The sequence below is a fragment of the Limosilactobacillus galli genome (genome assembly GCF_947381495.1).
GTDB classification, from domain to species: domain Bacteria; phylum Bacillota; class Bacilli; order Lactobacillales; family Lactobacillaceae; genus Limosilactobacillus; species Limosilactobacillus galli.
Window position 1 is genome coordinate 1 of the sequence record NZ_CANCWK010000017.1, and the last position, 17,401, is coordinate 17,401.

A 17,401-nucleotide genomic window follows, 5' to 3' on the forward strand; every position below is an offset into this window, starting at 1 on the left:
ACGCCCTAACGGGCGCTAAAGGGGCCTATCCATCCCATGACTAAAGTCACGGGATTTCCGGCCAAACATCATTAAAGAACGTCCATGAGAAGCTTTTAATCCAAATTGTCTATTAACTAAAAAAGCCGCGACACATCAGTATCGCGACTCTTTTTGAATTCTCATAATAATTAAAGCGCTTCCGGATCCTCAACAATCGGCAGGATAATCCGGAAAAGCGAACCGGCACCCAGGGAACTCTCCAGGGTGATAGAACCGTGGTAACCTTCGATCAAGCGCTTGGCAATCGACAGTCCCAGGCCATTACCGCCTTTCTTGCGGCTCCGAGCCTTGTCCACCCGGTAGAAACGGTCAAAGACCTTGTCGATATCGGTAGCCGGGATTCCTTCACCAAAGTCTTGAATCCCGATCTCCACCGTGTTCATCCCCCGTGACAGGGAGATGTGGACTTCCTTGCGTTCCGTCGAATACTTGACGGCGTTATCACAGAGGATGACTAAGACCTGCTCCAGGTGGTCGCGGTAGATATTGGCCGTGATCGGCTCATCCAGGTCATCGTCAAGCGTGAAGTGGAAGTCCGGATAAAGCATCTTAAAGTTGTTAAAGACCTGGTGGACCACGTCATTGACCACGGTCCGCTGGTTGCGGAAGTTGATATCAACCTGTTCAGCCCGGCTGAGATCCAGCATCTCCTGAACCAGGTTCTTCATCCGCTTGGTCTCAATCAACGAAGCCTTGATGGAATCATTCAAAACTTCCGGATCATCTTTCCCCCAGCGCTCCAGCATGTCCAGGTGTCCCTGGATGATAGCAATCGGCGTCCGCAGCTCGTGACTGACATCGCTGACGAATTGCGACTGCTGGTCGATGTAGCGCTGCATCCGGTCCAGCATCTCGTTAAACATCGTGGTCAGCTCAGCCAGCTCGTCATTATGGTTGGGAACGGGAACCCGGACATTCTTGGTCGGGTCCTTGCTGATGACCTTCACGGTGTCATGAATCTCGCCGAGGGGCCGCAGGAACAGCAGGGATAGGAAGTAGCCGAGCAAACCGCTGGCCAGGACAACCAGGCACATGGCCAGGATCACAACGATCCGTAACTGGTTGTAGTTGCGGTAGTAGACATTCAGCTTATTTTCTACTTGGAGATAACCAATCCGCCGGTAACCACGCTGAGAATAGATCGGCTGCTGACCAACAATCACCTTGTGAGCAGCCCCCCGCATCATCCGCACCCGTCGCTGGTTAGTAAAGGTCGGCTTGGTCATGCTCTTCCCGGTACTCAAGATCGGCTGATGGTTGCGGTCATAGATATTAACGATCAGGTGGCCATCACTGAGCTCCTGAATGATTGGGCGCTGATATTGGCTTCCCACCGCTACTTGACCATCATCGGGATCGATGACATTACTGATGTTTTTCTTGGTCAGGGGTTGGTTGATCCGGCCCAATTGACGGCTAATATTAGTCATTCCCTGGTTGAGCAGGTCCCGTTCCTGATTGAAGAGGCTCTGGGTAAACGAGCTAAACATCGCCATGGCGACAATAAAGAAAATGATCAGCGAGCCCACTGCCGTCCCGAAGGCCCACTTAAGCTTTAAGGAAATAAAACGTCGGTTGCTTGTTTTTTCCTCCATATTTAACCACGAACCTTACGAACGAATTACGTATCCAGTACCCCGTACGGTCTGAATGTAGCTCTTTTCACCAGGACGATCGATCTTATTCCGCAGGTAACGGATGTAGACGTCGACCACGTTAGTTTCAACCTTGGAGTCGTATCCCCAAACCTTGGAGAGCAATTCCTTCCGTGACATGACCACGTTGATGTTCTCCATCAGGATCAAGAGCAGTTCATACTCCCGCTTGGTCAGGTTGATCACCTCATCACCCCGCCGAACGACCCGGTTTTCCTTCTCAATCGTCAGGTCCTTGTAGTTGACGGTGGTCTGGTGCTCCTTGTTATTGCCATCCTCAATGCTGATCCGCCGCAGCAGTGCCCGGACCCGGGCCAGCAGTTCCTCAATGGCAAACGGTTTGACGATGTAATCATCAGCCCCGTGGTCAAGACCGGAAACCCGGTCAATCACTGAGTCCCGAGCGGTCATGATGATGATCGGCGTGTCCTTTACCTCCCGAACACGGCGGGCAACCTCAATCCCATTTAATTCCGGCAGCATCAGGTCCAGCAGAATAACGTCAAAATCCTGGTTCAAGGCCGCTTCCAGTCCGGCCCGGCCATCAAGCTCAACATCGGTGTCGTACCCCTCATGCTTCAGCTCCATGTCCACAAACTTTGCCAAATTCTCTTCGTCTTCAATAATCAAGATTCGACTCATTAATTTCACCTACTAACAATCAATTTAATAACGACCATATTAATAAAACAAAATAATTTTATCACAATTTTCTAATAAACCCCAGCGTTCTGGCCATTAAATTGGGGAAAAGTCCGGTCGCAGGAAAAACACCGTCCCTAATTATTAAAAAAATTTAAAAATAAAAAATCACCCCAGGTCCGGCGCCTAAAGAGTGATCTTTATCATTAGAAATTAGTTGTTAGTGTTAACAACTTGCTTGCCGTTGTAGTAGCCGCAGTTAGGGCATACCATGTGGGACATCCGAAGTTCACCACAGTTTGGGCAAGGAGTTAAACCAGGGACATTCAACTTGATGTGACCCCGACGCATACGCTTCTTAGTCTTTGAAGTCTTCCGTGCTGGAACAGCCATGTTTGACACCTCCTAGGATTAATATTATCCACAAATGGTTTTTAACCGTCCGCTACTTTTTATCATCCTGATCAGGAAATAACTTTTGGAGTTTCGCGAAACGTGGATCAACTTTTTTATCTTTCTGCTTGCTGGCGGCATATTCATCTTCTGAGATGACGCTCCAGCCTTTACCATTCGGCATAGGCTTGCCAGCCTTCTCATCAGCAGAAAGCACTCGTAACGGTACCTGCTCGACGATGTTTTCGGCTAACGCGGTATCAAAGTCGATCATCTCACCGCGCTTCAATAAGAAGACAACCTCGTCATCCTCATATCGGGAGAAGTGGGAACGATCATCAATATACGTCTCCGTAAAGTCAAAGTCAAGTGGTAACTGAACGGGCGTCAATGAACGACTGGATGGTACCGTCAGCGTCGTCGTAACATGGGCGCTGATGGTGGCATCCCCGTTGTCATAGGATACATACCCGTCAACCTTAACCGGGGCAACGGCTAAGATAATGTCCGGGAATAGTTTAGTCAATGATGCGTTCAGATCAAAAGTACTTTGAATATGAAGTGGTTCATCTTGATAACGATGTAACTCAGCTAACGACCATTTCATCGTACTAACCTCCTAATGCAACGTATGCAATTATACTAGGCCCGCATATACTTGTCAATGTTTTTTCCTTGACAGCCTACTGAGCCGTTTAGCGAATCATTATCGGCGGATGTTTCAGATCCTGCTCGACCACGGTGAAGTTCTGATAGAGCTTGCCTGCCCGGTAATCAAGGTTGTAGAAGCCATCGCGCATTCCCTGGCTGACCTTGGTAAAGATCGGCACCGGAACCTGCTTTTTAACCTGGTGCAGATACTCCCGCCCCCGGGCAGTGAAGCCGAGGATGTGGATATACGGGTGGTCAACTCGGGCCGCAACCTCATCCTCACTCAGCTGCAGGGTTGTGTACAGGCACATCCGCAACAAGTGGGCATAGGTATAGCGCTTCGTCTTCACCCCGTGGATGAAATCGTCGAACCGCAGTGACCGCTGAGCAACCTCCTTCATCCGGTGCTCAAGGCCTTCCGCCATCTGGTAGGTCTGGGCCAGGCAGTCGAGAGGGGCTTGAATCAGCTGGTTGCGTAAAAGCGGGTACAGGCTGTTCCAACTAGGAACTGTCGCTACCTCATCCAGGGCCGCCTTCATTGCCGGCGGTACCGTGGCTGAAAAGTCCTCCCCAGCCATAACGGCCTGGCGGATGGCACTGGCACTGGCAATCTGACCGTGAATCTGCTGGTCATGATAGTCGCTCCCCCGGCGCTGAACTGGCGTCAGCTGGATCGAGTAGTCATTCGCCAGCACTGCCTTGGTATAGGCAAAGGCCAGAATATCGTTAGGATCACGCAGCTCAACCCCAGTCTGAGCGTGCAGCTGCTGGTTAAACTGGGTGGCATAGGTGGCGTTATACTGGTCAAACTCTGCCTGGTTAAAACGCTGTTCTGCCGCCACCAGGGCCGCAAAATCCCATTCTGGGTGTTCGGCCCCAAAGGCCACCCGGTGCACCTGGAGGGCATTCAGAATTGCCAGGGCCCCAGCCGCAAACCGGTGAGCCGGCTGGGCCGCGTAAAAGACTGGCAATTCGACTACCAGGTCGACGCCGCTTTCCAGGGCCGCCCGCGCCCGAGTCCACTTATCCACGATCGTGGGCTCCCCGCGCTGGGTGAAGTTCCCACTCATTACCGCGACCGCGACATTCGCCCCGGTTTGTTTCATCGCCTGACGAAGGAAGTAATGGTGCCCATTATGAAACGGATTGTACTCAACCACCATACCAACTGCCTGCATCCTCGTCACCTACTTTCGACAACTGAAGAACCAACGGGTGGTCTGCTCATCAGGGGCCGCCGCACCAAAGTCCGCCCGCACCACGACATCAGAAAAACCGCTGCGCTTGAGGGCCTTCGTGATGGTTTCCAAGGGATAGCTGCGTTCAAAGTGGGTCTCCCCGATTCGCTCATACTGACCATCCGCCAGCCGGTTAAAGAAGGCCAGGTCATGGATCACCCCGTGTTCAACATCGTCGTCTTGGTAGCTGCGCCAGAGGAAGGCCCGCTGGTGGTCATCATCCTCATAGTTATACATGTAGCCCGGGTAGACGACATCCGTTTGGTAAGGGGTGATCATGTCAAAAAGAAAGCGGCCACCGACATTGAGGTGGGTAAACACCTGTCGGAGGGTCGTTTCAACATCATCAAGGTTCCCCAGATAACAGAGGGAGTCCGCAAAGCAGGTTACCAGGTCGTACTGGGGCAGGGCGGTCAGGTCGCGCATATCGGCCTCCACCAGGATCAGCGGCACCTCCGCATTAGCAGCGTGCTGACTAGCCAGGCTCAACATGTCGGCCGAAAAGTCCGCCACCGTCACTGCACGGTCCTGTTTAGCGAGCAGGACGGCCAGCCGCCCGGCACCCCCGGCGAGGTCCAAAATCTGCTGAGCATCCTGGCCGCCATTGGCCATGGTGTAGGCTGCCCACTTTTGGTACAGCTCATCGTCAAAGAGCTGGTCGTAGAGTTGGGCAAAGGTATGGTAGATCATCAGTCCTTAACCCATTCATCCACGTTAACCAGCGGCGCATCGGACCACAGTTTCTCCAGGTTGTAGAAGCTCCGGGTCTCTTCCCGGAAGACGTGAACAACCACGTCACCGAGGTCAATCAGAACCCACTTGGCATGGTTTTTACCTTCAACGCTGCCAATGTTAACTTGGTTCTCATGGGCTTTTTCAATGATGGCGTTGGCGATTGCCTGAACCTGCCGGTCGGATCCGCCGGTCATGATGACGAAGTAGTCCGCCATCGGGCTGATCTCATCAACCTTCAGTGCAACAATGTCTTCGGCCCGCCGACCATCAGCGGCCCTAACAACCATCTCTAATAATTGTTTGCTTTCCATCTAGTTAATCTTCCCTTCGTAAGCCGGTACCCAGGCATTGTAGGTTTCAATTGTCTTCGGGTACACCGGTTTGTTGTTTTCAATCAAATAATTTAAGGTGTGCTTGGTCTGGTAGGCCACCCCGGCGCCAAGATCTTGGGCCGTCAGCTGGCGGGCCTGGTCGACGCCCTCAAAGTCACGGGCTGGTTCGATGTAGTCGGCCATGTAGACCACCTGTTCCAGCTTCGTCATCTTGGCTGCCCCCGTGGTGTGGTGGCGAACCGCATTCAGGATGTCCTCATCCCAGATGCCGAGCTCGTCCTTGATCAGCTCCGCCCCCACGATACCGTGCCAGGTGGCATTACCGTAGTTTAACAGGTCCGAATCGAGCCCCTTCTTATGAATCTCATCAATGAAGTCTTGGTCAGGCCGCTGCTTGGCATAATCATGGCAGAGTCCCGCAATGCTGGCCTTTTCGACATCGACTCCGTTCTGCCTGGCCAGTTCCATGGCCGTCTGTTCAACCCGCAGGACATGGTGGAAGCGCTTGGGCTTCAAGGCGGCCTGCAGCCGGTCAACTAGCTGGTCATGGGTCAGTGGAATATAGTGATGCGTATACTCAATTGTTTCTTCATTCATGATACAAGTGATGCTCCTTTATAAATGCGGCCACGGCGTCGGGAACCATGTACCTGATCGGCAGGCCCTGTTCAACCCGCCGCCTGATATCCGTCGAACTAAAGCTGACCAGCGGCACATCCACCCAGATCACCGGGTAGGCCGCCTCGTTCTTAGCTCCTGGCCGCCGAACCCCCACAAAGTGAAAACGCGGCAGGCGAACCAGCTCATCAATGCGGTGCCACTTAGGAAGGTAGTCCACCATGTCGCCGCCGATGATGAAGTAGTAATCCGTCGTCGGGTGCTGCTCAATCATCTTCTTCATCGTGTCATAGGTATAGCTGACTCCGCCCCGGCGCAGTTCGCTCTCCTCGATGCCAAACAGGGGATTGTTCTTGATCGCCAGTTTGATCATTGCCAGCCGCAACTCAGCATCGATGGCCGTCTTCTTGTCGACATGCGGCGGCGTAGCATCCGGCATGAACTTCACCTTTTCCAGCGACAGGGATTGCCCCACCTGGTCGGCCACCAGGAGATGCGCATTGTGGATCGGGTTAAAGGTCCCGCCATAGATGCCGACCCGGTGCCGGCGCCCGGCCGAAACTGTCTCCGGTTGCACCCGCGGTCGCGGATTGGCAAATACTCGACAACGCTGCATAATTACACTCCCTTAAATCCGTGCGACCCGGTCGGATAACTCTCGCAGGTCCTTGTTAGCCGATACCTTAAACAGGACCAAGACCCGGCCAATTGATTGCACCACCTGAATGTCGGTGTGCTGCTCAATGAAATCCTTCAGCTCTGCCGTGGTGACGTCAGCATTTTGCAGAATGTTGACCTTGATCAGCTCCCGCCGGTCGAGGGCCCCATCCAGTTGAGCCAGCCATTGCTTGGTCAGGCCTTCCTTACCAACGGCAAAGATCGGTTGCAGGTGGTTGGCCTGCGCCCGTAAAAAACGTTTTTGTTTTCCTCGTAATTGCATGTTAAACCTCACTTCGTTAAATCATCGCGCGGCGGATCAATGCCGCCACGCCTTTGGGAACCCAGGCCGCAACGGTTGTTCCCGCCGGAACGGTAATCCAGCCCAGGCCTTCAAAGACAATGTCGCTCTTCTCGTGAACCCGAAATTCCTCACGCTCCAGTGGCGGGAAGCTATCCAACTCGTCCTTGGTTGGCGGTGTCAGCAGTTCCCCAACATGTTTCTCGTAGAAGCGATCCGCATTCGCCAATTTGGTCCGGTGGATCGTCAGGTTGTTGTCAAAGTAGGCCACCAGACCGGCCCGGTCCCCCTTCAGGTAATCGAAACGGGCGATCCCGCCCAAAAAGAGGGTCTGGTCGGGATTTAACTGGTAGGTCCGCGGCTTGATTTCTTTCTGCGGGGCCACCAGCTTCAGGGCCTTTGGTGACAGCACATGGGCCATCTGGTGGGGATGGATGATCCCCGGTGTATCGACCAGCCGGTGACCGTCATCCAATGGAATCTCAATCTCATCCAGGGTCGTTCCCGGAAAGCGGGAGGTCGTGATCAAGTCCTTAACCCCGGTCCGCAGCTTGATGATCTGGTTGATCAGGGTCGACTTGCCGACATTGGTAACCCCAACCACGTAGACATCTCGGTCCCCCCGGTACTTTTCGATCGTGTCCAGGAGCTCGTCGATCTGGTGGTTCTTCTTAGCAGAAACCAGCACCGTATCGATTGGTCGCAGCCCCGCAATGTTGGCCTGCTGACGAATCCAATCCCGCAGTTTGGACCGGCGCAGTGAATGCGGCAGGAGGTCTTCCTTATTGCCGACCAGCAGGACCGGATTGTCACCGACAAAACGGTGGAGGCCCGGAATCAGGCTGCCGTTGAAATCAAAGATATCGACGACATAGACGATCAGGGCCTTGGCCTGGCCGATCTGGCTCAGCAACTTCAAAAAGTCATCATCGGAAAGCGAGACCGGTGCAATTTCGTTGTAGTGCCGCAGGCGGAAGCAGCGCTGGCAGTACAGTTCGTTGTTCGCCAGCCCCTTTTCAACCGCCGACTTAGGCGTGTAGCCGGGGGCATCTGGGTCCGTCGATTGGATGACCGCCCCGCACCCGATGCACCGCAGTTCTTCGTCTTGTTCGCTCATTTAGTCAATCCCTCCTGCCATTTCAATTTTGGATACTTCTTCGCTAATTTCTCTTCAACTAGGTTATCCATGAAGCGGTTCGGCCAGGTAACCCACTTGTCGGTGTCGATCAGCGGCTTAACCAGGATACTATAGACCCCCGCCTGGTTGGCCGCCGCCACGTCAGTCATCAATTGGTCACCGACCATTACTACCTCATGCTTTTTCAGGCCCAGTTTTCGCCGGGCCCGGGTAATCCCAAAGCTCAGGGGCTTCAGGGCCCGGGAAATAAAGGGCAGGTCTAAACTGGCCGTTGCCTTGGCGACCCGTTGCTTACTGTTATTTGAGATCACGATCAGCGGGATCCCAGCCGCATGAAGCTCGTCTATCCACCGCCGCAATTCGGGAGTCCCATCAGGGTTATTCCAGGCAATCAGGGTATTATCCAGGTCGCTGAACACGGCGCGAATGCCCTTAGCACGTAATTCTTGTGGTGAGACCTGGTAGATATTCTTCACCATCCAGGTCGGCTTAAATTTTTCTAACAAGATTGCACCTCGTAATGCAGTATTAGATTAATTATAACGATTGTTCAGACGGGTTTCAATTGATCTGACAACCCATTCGATTAAAAAAGCCACCCATCGGTATAAAGGGATGGGTGGCTCAATTTAAGTCTTAGTTGAGGGCCTTCTTGGCTTCTTCAACGATGGCAGTGAATGCCTTTGGGTCGTTGACAGCCAAGTCAGCTAACATCTTCCGGTTGATGTCAATGTTAGCCAGCTTCAGACCGTGCATCAGCTTGCTGTAGCTAATGTTGTTGATCCGCGCAGCAGCGTTGATCCGGGCAATCCAGAGTTCACGGAACTTACGCTTGTTGACCTTCCGATCACGGAAAGCGTAAACGTAACTCTTCATTACTTGGTCCTTAGCAGTCTTGAAAAGACGGTGCTTTGAACCACGGTAACCCTTTGCCAACTTCATAATGCGCTTACGACGTGCGCGCGTAACAGTTCCACCTTTAACTCGCATGTTGAAATCCTCCTACGTATATGTATTATTTGAATGATTGAAGTTTACTTGAATGGCAGTAACTTCTTGTAACGCTTTACGTTGGACTTGTCCATCATGCTCAAGCCACGTAATTGACGACGTTGCTTCTTGGTCTTACCGTGGAAACGGTGACTGGTAAATGAGTTACCACTCTTGAATCCACCATTAGCAGTACGCTTGAAACGCTTTGCAGCAGCGCGGTTAGTCTTCATCTTTGGCATAACTTATTCCTACCTTCTTAAATTAATTTTTCGCTTTATCAGCAGCTGGGGCGAGCGTCAGGAAGATGCTCCGTCCCTCCATCTTTGGACGTTGGACAACAGTAGCAATGTCTGAAGTTTCTTCAGCCATCCGTTCAATCATGTCACGACCGATATCCTTGTGCGTGATTGCACGGCCACGGAAACGTAACGAAACCCGAACCTTGTCACCCTTTTCGATGAATTTGCGAACCCGCTTCAACTTAACATTGAAGTCGTTCGTGTCGATTGATGGGCTCAAACGAATTTCCTTAACGGTTACTGTCTTTTGTTTCTTACGAGCTTCACGCTCTTTCTTTTGCATCTCGAAACGGTACTTACCGTAATCCATAATGCGGGCAACAGCTGGCCGTGCCTTTGGTGCAACTAACACCAAATCAAGGTTGGCATCTTCTGCCAATTGAAGTGCTTCACGCTTTGACTTGATCCCAAGCTGTTCACCGTTTTGATCAATCAGCCGCACTTCCCGTGCACGAATACCGTTATTGACAATCATATCTTGTGCTATGGCAACGCACCTCCAATTTTATTAGCGAAAGATCAAGCAAAAAAAGCGGGGTACCAGATGCACCCCGCTAAATAGGAACAGACCTCGTTCGTCTGCTCAATTTCATCTCGTCAGCCCGACGATCCTTATCGCCCAGGCGAGAAGCGGGTGCTTCTGCTTTTTCTTTCAACGTTTACTAGACTACAAAATTAACCGACAAATGTCAAGCACTTATCCCTTTTTTCGGAGATTTTCACCATTCATTTCGATCTCTCTGGAGAGGAACTTGATCCGCTCCATGATCCGGGCGGCCTTGACCGGCTCCACAACCCCCTGGTTATTGATTGCAAGGTGCTGCTTTTCGAGCTGGTCCATCGAGAAATTGGAACTGAAGAAGGTCGGCAGCTCCTCTTGCATCCGGTACTCCAGGATCACCCCAAGAACGTCATCCCGCACCCAGGTCGACATGGCATCCGCACCGATGTCATCGAGCATCAATACCGGGACCTTCTTAACCGCGTCGATTTTTGCGCCGGCCTCGTTGTTGCGGATCGAGTTCTTCATCTCGACGGCAAAACTCGGGAAGTGGACCAGCGTGGTGGCCACATCGTGCTTAGCCAGTTCATTGGCGGTTGCCGCCAGCAGGTAGGTCTTGCCGACGCCGAAGCTCCCCGTCAGGTACAGGCCCGGCCGGAAGTGGTCAGCCTGATAGTGGTCGATGAAGTCGTTAGCGGCATTGTAAGCCATCACCCGGCCGGCCGTCCCGTTCTGGTCATCGAGGTAATAGTCATCCATCGTGGCCCGGCGGATAAACTTCGGCATGTTGATCGAGTTGACCAGGTGGCGCAAGTGTTCCTGCTGCCGGCGTTCAATCAGCTGCTGGGTCGGTACGTAGGTCACATCAATCTGGCCGGCCACCAGCTGCAGCTGCGGGGAGTAGCCGGGAGCCACAGTGGCCTTGCCCGCCTTGATCAGCTGCTTTTCATGATAAAACTCGTACAGCTTCGAACGGCCCCGCCGAATATTCTCTTTCGTAAGGCGGTCACGGTTGCTGGTCAGGAAAGCGCGCACTTCGGGATCCTGGTAGACCTGCTTCATCACCTGATCCATGCTGGCCGCAACGTTGCGCCCCTGCATCATCTTTTGAATTGTCTTATTTAGTGGTTCCAAACCAATCACCTTCCCTTACGATTGCTGCGCTGCCGGGCCCGGGCCTTGGCGAGAGCCGCTGCCGAAGCCTTTTTGGTCCGGGTTACCTGATCCTGTTTGCTCCAGTCAGGCATTGTTTCGCGAATTTCCATCCGCTGGCGGTTGCGCTTAGTGCTGAACCGTTTTGTCGTCCCCGGCTGCTGTTTTTCTTGGTTAAACTTCTTGAGCTGAAGTAACGCTCCAGCACCATCATGAACACCAGCCCGCAGCCAGTCGTTGGCAATGGCATCGACAAAGTTGCCCTTCAGCGTAGCGTTGCCCAGATCTGCAATGACGTACCAGACGAGGACGTTGATGACCGACGATGGAAGCTTGCCATCCTGGACCAGCCGAGTCAAGACGTTGCGTTCCCCGGCGGTTACATAACCGCCCGTCTGCTCCTTGAGGGCCTGGAGAAAGGCCACTGGCGCGTAGTTGTTAGTGCTCTTCAACAATTGGCGGTCCTTGGCAGTTAATTGCTTATCGTCAACGACCTCTTTTTGCTTGGGATTGGCGGATTCCGGCACAGACGCTGGCTGCTTATACTGGGCCGCCACCTGCCGCTTAAATTTCCGCGCGTCAAAATGATTGGTGGCTAGGTCAAGTGCTCCCCTGATCAGACGGGCCATAGTCGGTTCATCAATCCCATACAGCTGGTGTTCCACTTCAATTAACTCACGATGATCAGCGAGGTCTTCCTTGACCACCGGCTGGCTCTTGAGGAGGGTCAGCAGTGTGGCCCAATCGAAGTCACTGCTGTCCGCCACCAGCGAATGCTTTTCTGTTACCGCAGCAGTCGTTTGGGCCTGTTTAATGACTTCAGGAACGTGAACCAATTCGTGCTGATCGATTTGATAGGCATCCAAGAAGCGGTGGCTGACGTTTTTCAGCTGTGTGCGGTCGGCAACCAGCTGATAGCGATGAGCGCCTTTAGCCAAGCGGGAAAAAACCTGTTCACCGATTGCCTCTAATAGAAGCACACTCAGCAGGTTGTCATTAATAAAGCGCTCCGGGGAAAGGGTCGCCTGAAGCTCATAGACGTACAGGTCCCCCTGAGCGTCGTGCTGAAAATACGTCTGAACGATGCCCATCCCCTCCAGGCGGCGCAGGCCCTCGCTCACCTGGCTCTGGCCAGCATTCACCTGCACCAGCAGAGCTGACTGCAGCCGACGATCGGCTAGGGTCGGGTGATCAAGCAGCTGGCTGCGCAGCGCATAGAAGAGGCTGAAGGCCACCGGTCCTAAAACCGGCTGGTAATAATCAGTAAAGACTTGATCGTTAAAGTTGATAAAGTCGGCCGCGGCGGTAACCAGGTACCCCGCCTGTGGATCAAAGTTTGGCCGCGTTGTCACGATCTAACCCCCTACTTCTTTTTATGCTCATCCTTGACCATCGTCTCAAGCTCACTCATGAAGGCATCCACGTCCTTAAATTGCCGGTAGACACTGGCAAAGCGGATGTAGGCAATCTCGTCGACGTTCTTCAGTTCATTCATCACAAACTTGCCGATGATTTGGCTAGAAACCTCATTTTCGCCGAGACCGCGCACCTGCTTCTCCACCTTATCCGTCAGCTTGGTCAAGCGCTCCATGCTCACCGGCCGTTTCTCCGCCGACCGGACAATCCCATTGAGGATCTTTTGCCGGCTGAACTCTTGACGGGTACCGTCCTTTTTGATGACGAGCAGCGGCGTCTCCTCGTAGCGTTCAAAAGTGGTGAAGCGAAAACCGCAGTGGACGCATTCACGCCGGCGCCGAATGAAGGTACTGTCTTCGCTGGGGCGGCTGTCGACCACCCGCGAACCATTCTTATGACAATGTGGGCATCGCAAAGCGTTCCCCTCCTTTTAACATAGGTAGTACTTTATTTTACCGCGTGCTCTGCAGGTGTTCAACCAATTGTGCCACCTGCTGCCGGGTTTGTGCCGGGCTGCCGTCGTTGTTAATCACCACGTCGGCCCGCGCCGCCTTCTCCTTCAACGGCATCTGGGCAGCAATCCGAGCCCGGGCTTCCGCTACCGAATAGTGGTTACGCGCCATCAGCCGTCTCAGCTCGGGCTCTGGACTGACCGTCACCACTACCACTAAGTCACAGTCCTCATCGTAGTGCTGCTCATATAAGAGAGGCACATCCAGAATAACGTTGGGCACCCCCTGCTTCTTGAAAGTTTCCACTGCCTGCCAGATCGCATCCCAAATCAGGGGCTGCATGATCTGGTTGAGCTCTTGTCGTGCCGCCGTGTCGGCGAAAACCCGGCGGCCCAGCTGAGCACGGTCGAGACTTCCATCCGGCTGGATGACTTGGTTGCCAAACGCGGCCGCCAGCTTATCCAAGGCCGAAGAGCCGGGCCGCTGCACCTGACGGGTAACCTGGTCGGCATCGACAATCGGGATCCCCGCCTGTCGCAACAAGTTACTGACGGTGGACTTGCCGCTGGCGATTCCGCCGGTCAGACCGATTATCTTCGTCATGGCAGGTCCTCCCGCAGCGGCTGGCAGTGCGGACAATAGGTGGTTCCGCGCTGAGCAACCTTGATCTTAACCATCTTGGTTCCACAACGCGGGCACCTATCCCCGCCATGTCCGTAGGCGTTGAGCCGTTCCTGGAAGCCCCCGGCGTCACCGAAGGCATTGGCAAAGGTATGAACCGTGGTCCCCTTGTACTTGATGGCCTGGGCTAGTTCCTTGATGATGTTGGCATGAAGGTTCTTGATCTGCTGGTCAGTCAGCGAGTTGGCTGGTTGCTCCGGGTTGATCCGGCTCATCCACAGGACCTCATCGGCATAGATGTTGCCAAGTCCCGCCACGTGCCGCTGGTTGAGGAGGAAAGGCTTGATCTTCCCCCGGCTCTTCTTGAGTTCGTCCCTAAAGAAATCCAGCTTAAAGGTCTCCGGGGTCGGTTCCGGACCAATCGTCTTGAGACCGCCAACCTGCATCTCATCCCCGGTTCGAACCAGGGTCATCCGGCCAAACTTCCGGGTATCGTGGTAGCAGAGCTCCGTCCCGTCCGTAAATTGGAAGACAACGTGGGTATGCTTGTCAATCGGTCCGCCGATGGGCTGGCTGAAGTACTGGCCCTCCATCCGCAAGTGCGAAACCATCGTCAGGTTGTTGCTGAACCGAAAGAGAAGGTACTTGCCGCGCCGGTCAATATCCTCAATCGTCTGACCGATCAGGGCCTGACGGAACTCCTCAACATCGTTGGTAATCGTCTTGCCATAGTAAACATCAATTGTGTTAATCCTGCGTCCCTTGGCAATCTTCAATAGACCCCGCCGGACGGTTTCAACTTCTGGTAATTCTGGCAACTTTAATGACTTCCTTACTTTTTAAGATCGTACCAGGTATCGCCAAACTTGCTGTCCACCTTCAGTGGAACGTCCAGCTTAACCGCTGAGTCCATCACTTGGGGAACCAGCTTTTGCAATACCGGGATTTCTTCCTTCGGCGCCTCAAAGACCAGTTCGTCATGGATCTGAAGAAGCATCTTGGCCTGGAGGTGACGGTCCTCCAATTCCCGCTGCATCCGGATCATAGCAATCTTGATGATATCAGCGGCACTCCCCTGGATTGGGGTGTTCATCGCAGTCCGTTCCGCAAACGACCGCCGGCTGAAGCTCTTGGCGTTGATATCCGGCAGGTAGCGGCGCCGGTGGGTGATGGTCTCCACGTAGCCATGTTCCTTGGCGTAGGCAATGGTGTCGCGGATGTACTTTTCCACCCCTGGGAACTCATGGAAGTAGTTCTGGATAAATTCATGCGCCTGCGCCCGACTGACGTGAATCCGCTGGGCCAGACCGTAGTCACTGATTCCGTAGACGATCCCGAAGTTGACCGCCTTGGCCCGCCGCCGCATGTTCCGATCAATCGGGGCGTCGGCCGGCAGATGGAAGATCCGCCGGGCCGTGCTGGCGTGAATATCTTCGCCGTTTTTGAAGTCCTCCTGGAGGTTCTTATCACCCGTGATGTGGGCCAGCACCCGCAATTCAACTTGTGAATAGTCGGAGGAGAAGATCTGCCAGCCATCGTGACTCGGCACAAATGCCCGCCGAATCTGCCGGCCCTCGGGCAGCCGAACCGGGATGTTCTGCAGGTTAGGATCAACCGAAGACAGGCGCCCAGTCTGCGTCAAGGTCTGCAGGTACCGGGTGTGAATCTTCTGGTCACTGGAGTGGATCACTTTCAGAAGACCCAAGATGTAAGTTGATTGCAGCTTAGCGATCTGCCGGTATTCCAGAATCTCAGCAACGATCGGTGACCGGTCCGCCAGTTTCTCTAGGACATCGACCGCCGTAGAGTAGCCGGTCTTGGTCTTCTTGATGACCGGCAGCTTCAGCTTCTCAAAGAGGATATGGCCGAGCTGCTTGGTGGAGTTGATGTTGAACTCCTCGCCGGCCTGTGAATAGATCTCACTCTCAATCTCGGCCAGCCGTTCTTGAAGCTTGCTGCCCATGTTCTTCAGTGTCTGGGCATCCACGCGGACCCCGGTCATCTCCATCTTGGCCAGGACCCGGGTCAGCGGCAGCTCGATGTCAGTGTAGAGCGGCATCTGCTGGTTCTCCTTGAGCTGGTCGTAGAGGGGCTGGCGCAGCTCCATAATTGCCCGTGCCTTGTTGGCAAGGTGGGTAAAGAAGACGTCATCATCTTCTGGAACTGCCCGCTTGACACCCTTGCCGTAAACCTCTTCATCTGTCTGGACGTTATGGTAGTCGTGCTCGCCGGCAACCTTACCCAGGTCATTGCTGTTATCGTTGGTGTTCAGCAAATATGAAGCCAGCAGAAGGTCAAAGTCGACTCCAGCCAGGTCGATCCCCAGCCGGTGGAGACCCACAATCTGCCTCTTGGCGTTGAAGACGTTCTTCTCTACCGCCGGGTCTTCCAGAAGTTTCTTCAGTGGTTCTTGCTTCAGTAATTCGACATCGCGGCTGACCAGCCAGTGCTGACCATCCCCGATCACGAAGCCGGCAAACGGCGACAGGTGGTAGTTGGCCTCGGGCATCTCAAGGTAGAAGCTGACTGAGCCCTGCAGTTTAGCTACCTGGTCAGCAAGCCGGCCAGCAGTTAATTCTTCATACGTAATCGGCGCCACTGCCGGTTCATCACTATCCTCCGGGGAGACGTTCATCTTCGCCAGGAAGGACTTGAAGTCCATCTGCTGGTAGAAGTCAACCAGTTCTTCAGTCTGCTCGCCCTGGTAGGTGATGTCTTTCAAGCCGACCTTGATCGGGGCGTCTTGCAGGATCGTTGCCAGCGTCTTGCACTCGCGGGCGATCTTCTCCTCTTCCACCAGGTGTTCCTTCATCTTGCTCTTTTTGAGGTCGTCAATATGGTCATAAATGCCCTCAACCGAGCCAAACTGTTTGACCAGCCGCAGGGCCGTCTTCTCGCCGATCTTGGTAACGCCCGGGTAGTTATCCGAGCTGTCCCCCATCAGCGCCTTCATGTCAATAATCTGCCGGGGGGTGATTCCCAGCTTCTCTTCGACGTGGGCCGGGGTGTAATGCTCGGTTTCCGTAACTCCCTTATGAGTTACCGCCACCGTAGTGTGATCGCTGGCTAGCTGGGTCAGGTCCCGGTCCCCCGTCACGATCAGGGTCTCGTAACCAGCATCATCAGCCTCCTTGGCCAGGGTACCGATGATGTCGTCGGCCTCATAGTTGGCCAGCTCATAGCTGTGCAAGCCGGAAGCCTTGACCAGCTGGCGCACGTAAGGAAGCTGCTCGGTCAGCTCTTCAGGGGTCTTGTTCCGGCCACCCTTATAATCACTGTACATCTTGGTCCGGAAAGTCACCTTGCCCGCATCAAAGGCCACCAGAGCCGCATCCGGGTGGAAGTTGGCCAGTACATGGTCCAGCATTAGTTTGAAGCCGTAGATGGCCGCCGTGTGCAGGCCATCCTTATTGGTAAACTTGTCAATCTGACTATGCATGGCAAAAAATGCCCGGAAAACGATACTGTTACCATCAATCAATAGTAATTGCTTTGTCATTTAATTCCCGCCCTTCTGTTTCTAAAAACAATTGTACCAAAGATTAGCAGCTGAGGTTACCTTCC

21 protein-coding genes and 1 other annotated feature are annotated in these 17,401 nt (G+C 53.7%); all 21 genes read right to left on the bottom strand.

Annotated elements, in window-relative coordinates; all coding sequences use genetic code 11:
- Positions 1-170 precede the first annotated feature (170 nt).
- Positions 171-1,637, bottom strand: a complete 1,467-nt coding sequence (locus QOS10_RS04925; protein WP_283594146.1) for a HAMP domain-containing sensor histidine kinase — start codon at positions 1,635-1,637, stop codon at positions 171-173.
- Positions 1,638-1,652: 15 nt separating this feature from the next.
- The gene (locus tag QOS10_RS04930; RefSeq protein WP_283594147.1) at positions 1,653-2,339 is read right to left on the bottom strand and encodes a response regulator transcription factor; all 687 of its coding nucleotides are present in this window, start codon (positions 2,337-2,339) and stop codon (positions 1,653-1,655) included.
- 213 nt (positions 2,340-2,552) lie between these two features.
- A complete protein-coding gene (rpmF, locus tag QOS10_RS04935) occupies positions 2,553-2,732 on the bottom strand; it encodes a 50S ribosomal protein L32 (protein WP_283594149.1) in 180 nt (59 codons plus the stop codon).
- A gap of 52 nt (positions 2,733-2,784) precedes the next feature.
- Positions 2,785-3,339, bottom strand: a complete 555-nt coding sequence (locus QOS10_RS04940; RefSeq protein WP_283594150.1) for a DUF177 domain-containing protein — start codon at positions 3,337-3,339, stop codon at positions 2,785-2,787.
- An 88-nt stretch (positions 3,340-3,427) separates the two neighbouring features.
- A complete protein-coding gene (locus QOS10_RS04945; RefSeq protein WP_283594152.1) occupies positions 3,428-4,561 on the bottom strand; it encodes a nucleotidyltransferase in 1,134 nt (377 codons plus the stop codon).
- A gap of 9 nt (positions 4,562-4,570) precedes the next feature.
- Positions 4,571-5,311, bottom strand: a complete 741-nt coding sequence (locus QOS10_RS04950) for a class I SAM-dependent DNA methyltransferase (RefSeq protein ID WP_283594153.1) — start codon at positions 5,309-5,311, stop codon at positions 4,571-4,573.
- The gene (gene rsfS / locus QOS10_RS04955) at positions 5,311-5,667 is read right to left on the bottom strand and encodes a ribosome silencing factor (protein ID WP_283594154.1); all 357 of its coding nucleotides are present in this window, start codon (positions 5,665-5,667) and stop codon (positions 5,311-5,313) included. The genes QOS10_RS04950 and rsfS overlap by 1 nt, the downstream gene beginning before the upstream one ends.
- On the bottom strand, positions 5,668-6,285 hold the full coding sequence (gene yqeK, locus QOS10_RS04960; protein ID WP_283594155.1) for a bis(5'-nucleosyl)-tetraphosphatase (symmetrical) YqeK: 618 nt from the start codon (positions 6,283-6,285) through the stop codon (positions 5,668-5,670). It lies immediately after the preceding gene.
- Positions 6,278-6,922 (bottom strand): nicotinate-nucleotide adenylyltransferase, encoded by a 645-nt coding sequence (locus tag QOS10_RS04965; protein WP_283594156.1) that lies wholly within the window; start codon positions 6,920-6,922, stop codon positions 6,278-6,280. Before QOS10_RS04965 ends, yqeK begins: the two co-directional genes overlap by 8 nt.
- Before the next feature lie 12 nt (positions 6,923-6,934).
- The gene (gene yhbY, locus QOS10_RS04970) at positions 6,935-7,246 is read right to left on the bottom strand and encodes a ribosome assembly RNA-binding protein YhbY (protein WP_283594157.1); all 312 of its coding nucleotides are present in this window, start codon (positions 7,244-7,246) and stop codon (positions 6,935-6,937) included.
- Positions 7,247-7,262: 16 nt separating this feature from the next.
- Complete coding sequence (yqeH, locus tag QOS10_RS04975) at positions 7,263-8,381, bottom strand: ribosome biogenesis GTPase YqeH (RefSeq protein ID WP_283594158.1); 1,119 nt, start codon at positions 8,379-8,381, stop codon at positions 7,263-7,265.
- On the bottom strand, positions 8,378-8,908 hold the full coding sequence (locus QOS10_RS04980; protein WP_283594161.1) for a YqeG family HAD IIIA-type phosphatase: 531 nt from the start codon (positions 8,906-8,908) through the stop codon (positions 8,378-8,380). The genes yqeH and QOS10_RS04980 overlap by 4 nt, the downstream gene beginning before the upstream one ends.
- 130 nt (positions 8,909-9,038) lie before the next feature.
- The gene (gene rplT / locus QOS10_RS04985) at positions 9,039-9,392 is read right to left on the bottom strand and encodes a 50S ribosomal protein L20 (RefSeq protein WP_283594163.1); all 354 of its coding nucleotides are present in this window, start codon (positions 9,390-9,392) and stop codon (positions 9,039-9,041) included.
- A gap of 44 nt (positions 9,393-9,436) precedes the next feature.
- Entirely contained in the window at positions 9,437-9,634 is a 198-nt protein-coding gene (rpmI, locus tag QOS10_RS04990; protein WP_003715352.1) for a 50S ribosomal protein L35, read from the bottom strand.
- Between the two features lie 22 nt (positions 9,635-9,656).
- Positions 9,657-10,169: a translation initiation factor IF-3 gene (gene infC / locus QOS10_RS04995; protein WP_265890890.1), complete on the bottom strand. Its 513-nt coding sequence runs from the start codon at positions 10,167-10,169 to the stop codon at positions 9,657-9,659.
- Between the two features lie 43 nt (positions 10,170-10,212).
- Positions 10,213-10,346 (bottom strand) — a sequence feature (ribosomal protein L20 leader region).
- 45 nt (positions 10,347-10,391) lie between these two features.
- A complete protein-coding gene (dnaI, locus tag QOS10_RS05000) occupies positions 10,392-11,330 on the bottom strand; it encodes a primosomal protein DnaI (protein WP_283594165.1) in 939 nt (312 codons plus the stop codon).
- A 5-nt stretch (positions 11,331-11,335) separates the two neighbouring features.
- The gene (locus QOS10_RS05005) at positions 11,336-12,700 is read right to left on the bottom strand and encodes a replication initiation and membrane attachment family protein (protein WP_283594166.1); all 1,365 of its coding nucleotides are present in this window, start codon (positions 12,698-12,700) and stop codon (positions 11,336-11,338) included.
- Between the two features lie 11 nt (positions 12,701-12,711).
- Positions 12,712-13,179 carry a transcriptional regulator NrdR gene (gene nrdR / locus QOS10_RS05010; protein WP_283594167.1) on the bottom strand — a complete coding sequence of 156 codons (468 nt, stop codon included), beginning with the start codon at positions 13,177-13,179 and terminating at the stop codon, positions 12,712-12,714.
- A gap of 37 nt (positions 13,180-13,216) precedes the next feature.
- The gene (gene coaE, locus QOS10_RS05015) at positions 13,217-13,819 is read right to left on the bottom strand and encodes a dephospho-CoA kinase (RefSeq protein WP_283594168.1); all 603 of its coding nucleotides are present in this window, start codon (positions 13,817-13,819) and stop codon (positions 13,217-13,219) included.
- Positions 13,816-14,655 (bottom strand): DNA-formamidopyrimidine glycosylase, encoded by an 840-nt coding sequence (gene mutM, locus QOS10_RS05020; RefSeq protein ID WP_283594169.1) that lies wholly within the window; start codon positions 14,653-14,655, stop codon positions 13,816-13,818. Before mutM ends, coaE begins: the two co-directional genes overlap by 4 nt.
- Before the next feature lie 14 nt (positions 14,656-14,669).
- A complete protein-coding gene (gene polA, locus QOS10_RS05025; RefSeq protein ID WP_283594170.1) occupies positions 14,670-17,336 on the bottom strand; it encodes a DNA polymerase I in 2,667 nt (888 codons plus the stop codon).
- Positions 17,337-17,401 lie beyond the last annotated feature (65 nt).

Excerpts from the sequence above, each read along its gene's own strand:
- QOS10_RS04950 (WP_283594153.1), bottom strand. The coding sequence starts at position 5,311 with ATGATCTACCATACCTTTGCCCAACTCTACGACCAGCTCTTTGACGAT.
- rplT (WP_283594163.1), bottom strand. The coding sequence starts at position 9,392 with ATGCGAGTTAAAGGTGGAACTGTTACGCGCGCACGTCGTAAGCGCATT.
- QOS10_RS04925 (WP_283594146.1), bottom strand. The coding sequence starts at position 1,637 with ATGGAGGAAAAAACAAGCAACCGACGTTTTATTTCCTTAAAGCTTAAG.
- yqeK (WP_283594155.1), bottom strand. The coding sequence starts at position 6,285 with ATGAATGAAGAAACAATTGAGTATACGCATCACTATATTCCACTGACC.
- QOS10_RS04945 (WP_283594152.1), bottom strand. The coding sequence starts at position 4,561 with ATGCAGGCAGTTGGTATGGTGGTTGAGTACAATCCGTTTCATAATGGG.
- rpmF (WP_283594149.1), bottom strand. The coding sequence starts at position 2,732 with ATGGCTGTTCCAGCACGGAAGACTTCAAAGACTAAGAAGCGTATGCGT.
- QOS10_RS04965 (WP_283594156.1), bottom strand. The coding sequence starts at position 6,922 with ATGCAGCGTTGTCGAGTATTTGCCAATCCGCGACCGCGGGTGCAACCG.
- QOS10_RS04940 (WP_283594150.1), bottom strand. The coding sequence starts at position 3,339 with ATGAAATGGTCGTTAGCTGAGTTACATCGTTATCAAGATGAACCACTT.
- rpmI (WP_003715352.1), bottom strand. The coding sequence starts at position 9,634 with ATGCCAAAGATGAAGACTAACCGCGCTGCTGCAAAGCGTTTCAAGCGT.
- QOS10_RS04930 (WP_283594147.1), bottom strand. The coding sequence starts at position 2,339 with ATGAGTCGAATCTTGATTATTGAAGACGAAGAGAATTTGGCAAAGTTT.
- infC (WP_265890890.1), bottom strand. The coding sequence starts at position 10,169 with ATGATTGTCAATAACGGTATTCGTGCACGGGAAGTGCGGCTGATTGAT.
- rsfS (WP_283594154.1), bottom strand. The coding sequence starts at position 5,667 with ATGGAAAGCAAACAATTATTAGAGATGGTTGTTAGGGCCGCTGATGGT.
- polA (WP_283594170.1), bottom strand. The coding sequence starts at position 17,336 with ATGACAAAGCAATTACTATTGATTGATGGTAACAGTATCGTTTTCCGG.
- yqeH (WP_283594158.1), bottom strand. The coding sequence starts at position 8,381 with ATGAGCGAACAAGACGAAGAACTGCGGTGCATCGGGTGCGGGGCGGTC.
- coaE (WP_283594168.1), bottom strand. The coding sequence starts at position 13,819 with ATGACGAAGATAATCGGTCTGACCGGCGGAATCGCCAGCGGCAAGTCC.
- yhbY (WP_283594157.1), bottom strand. The coding sequence starts at position 7,246 with ATGCAATTACGAGGAAAACAAAAACGTTTTTTACGGGCGCAGGCCAAC.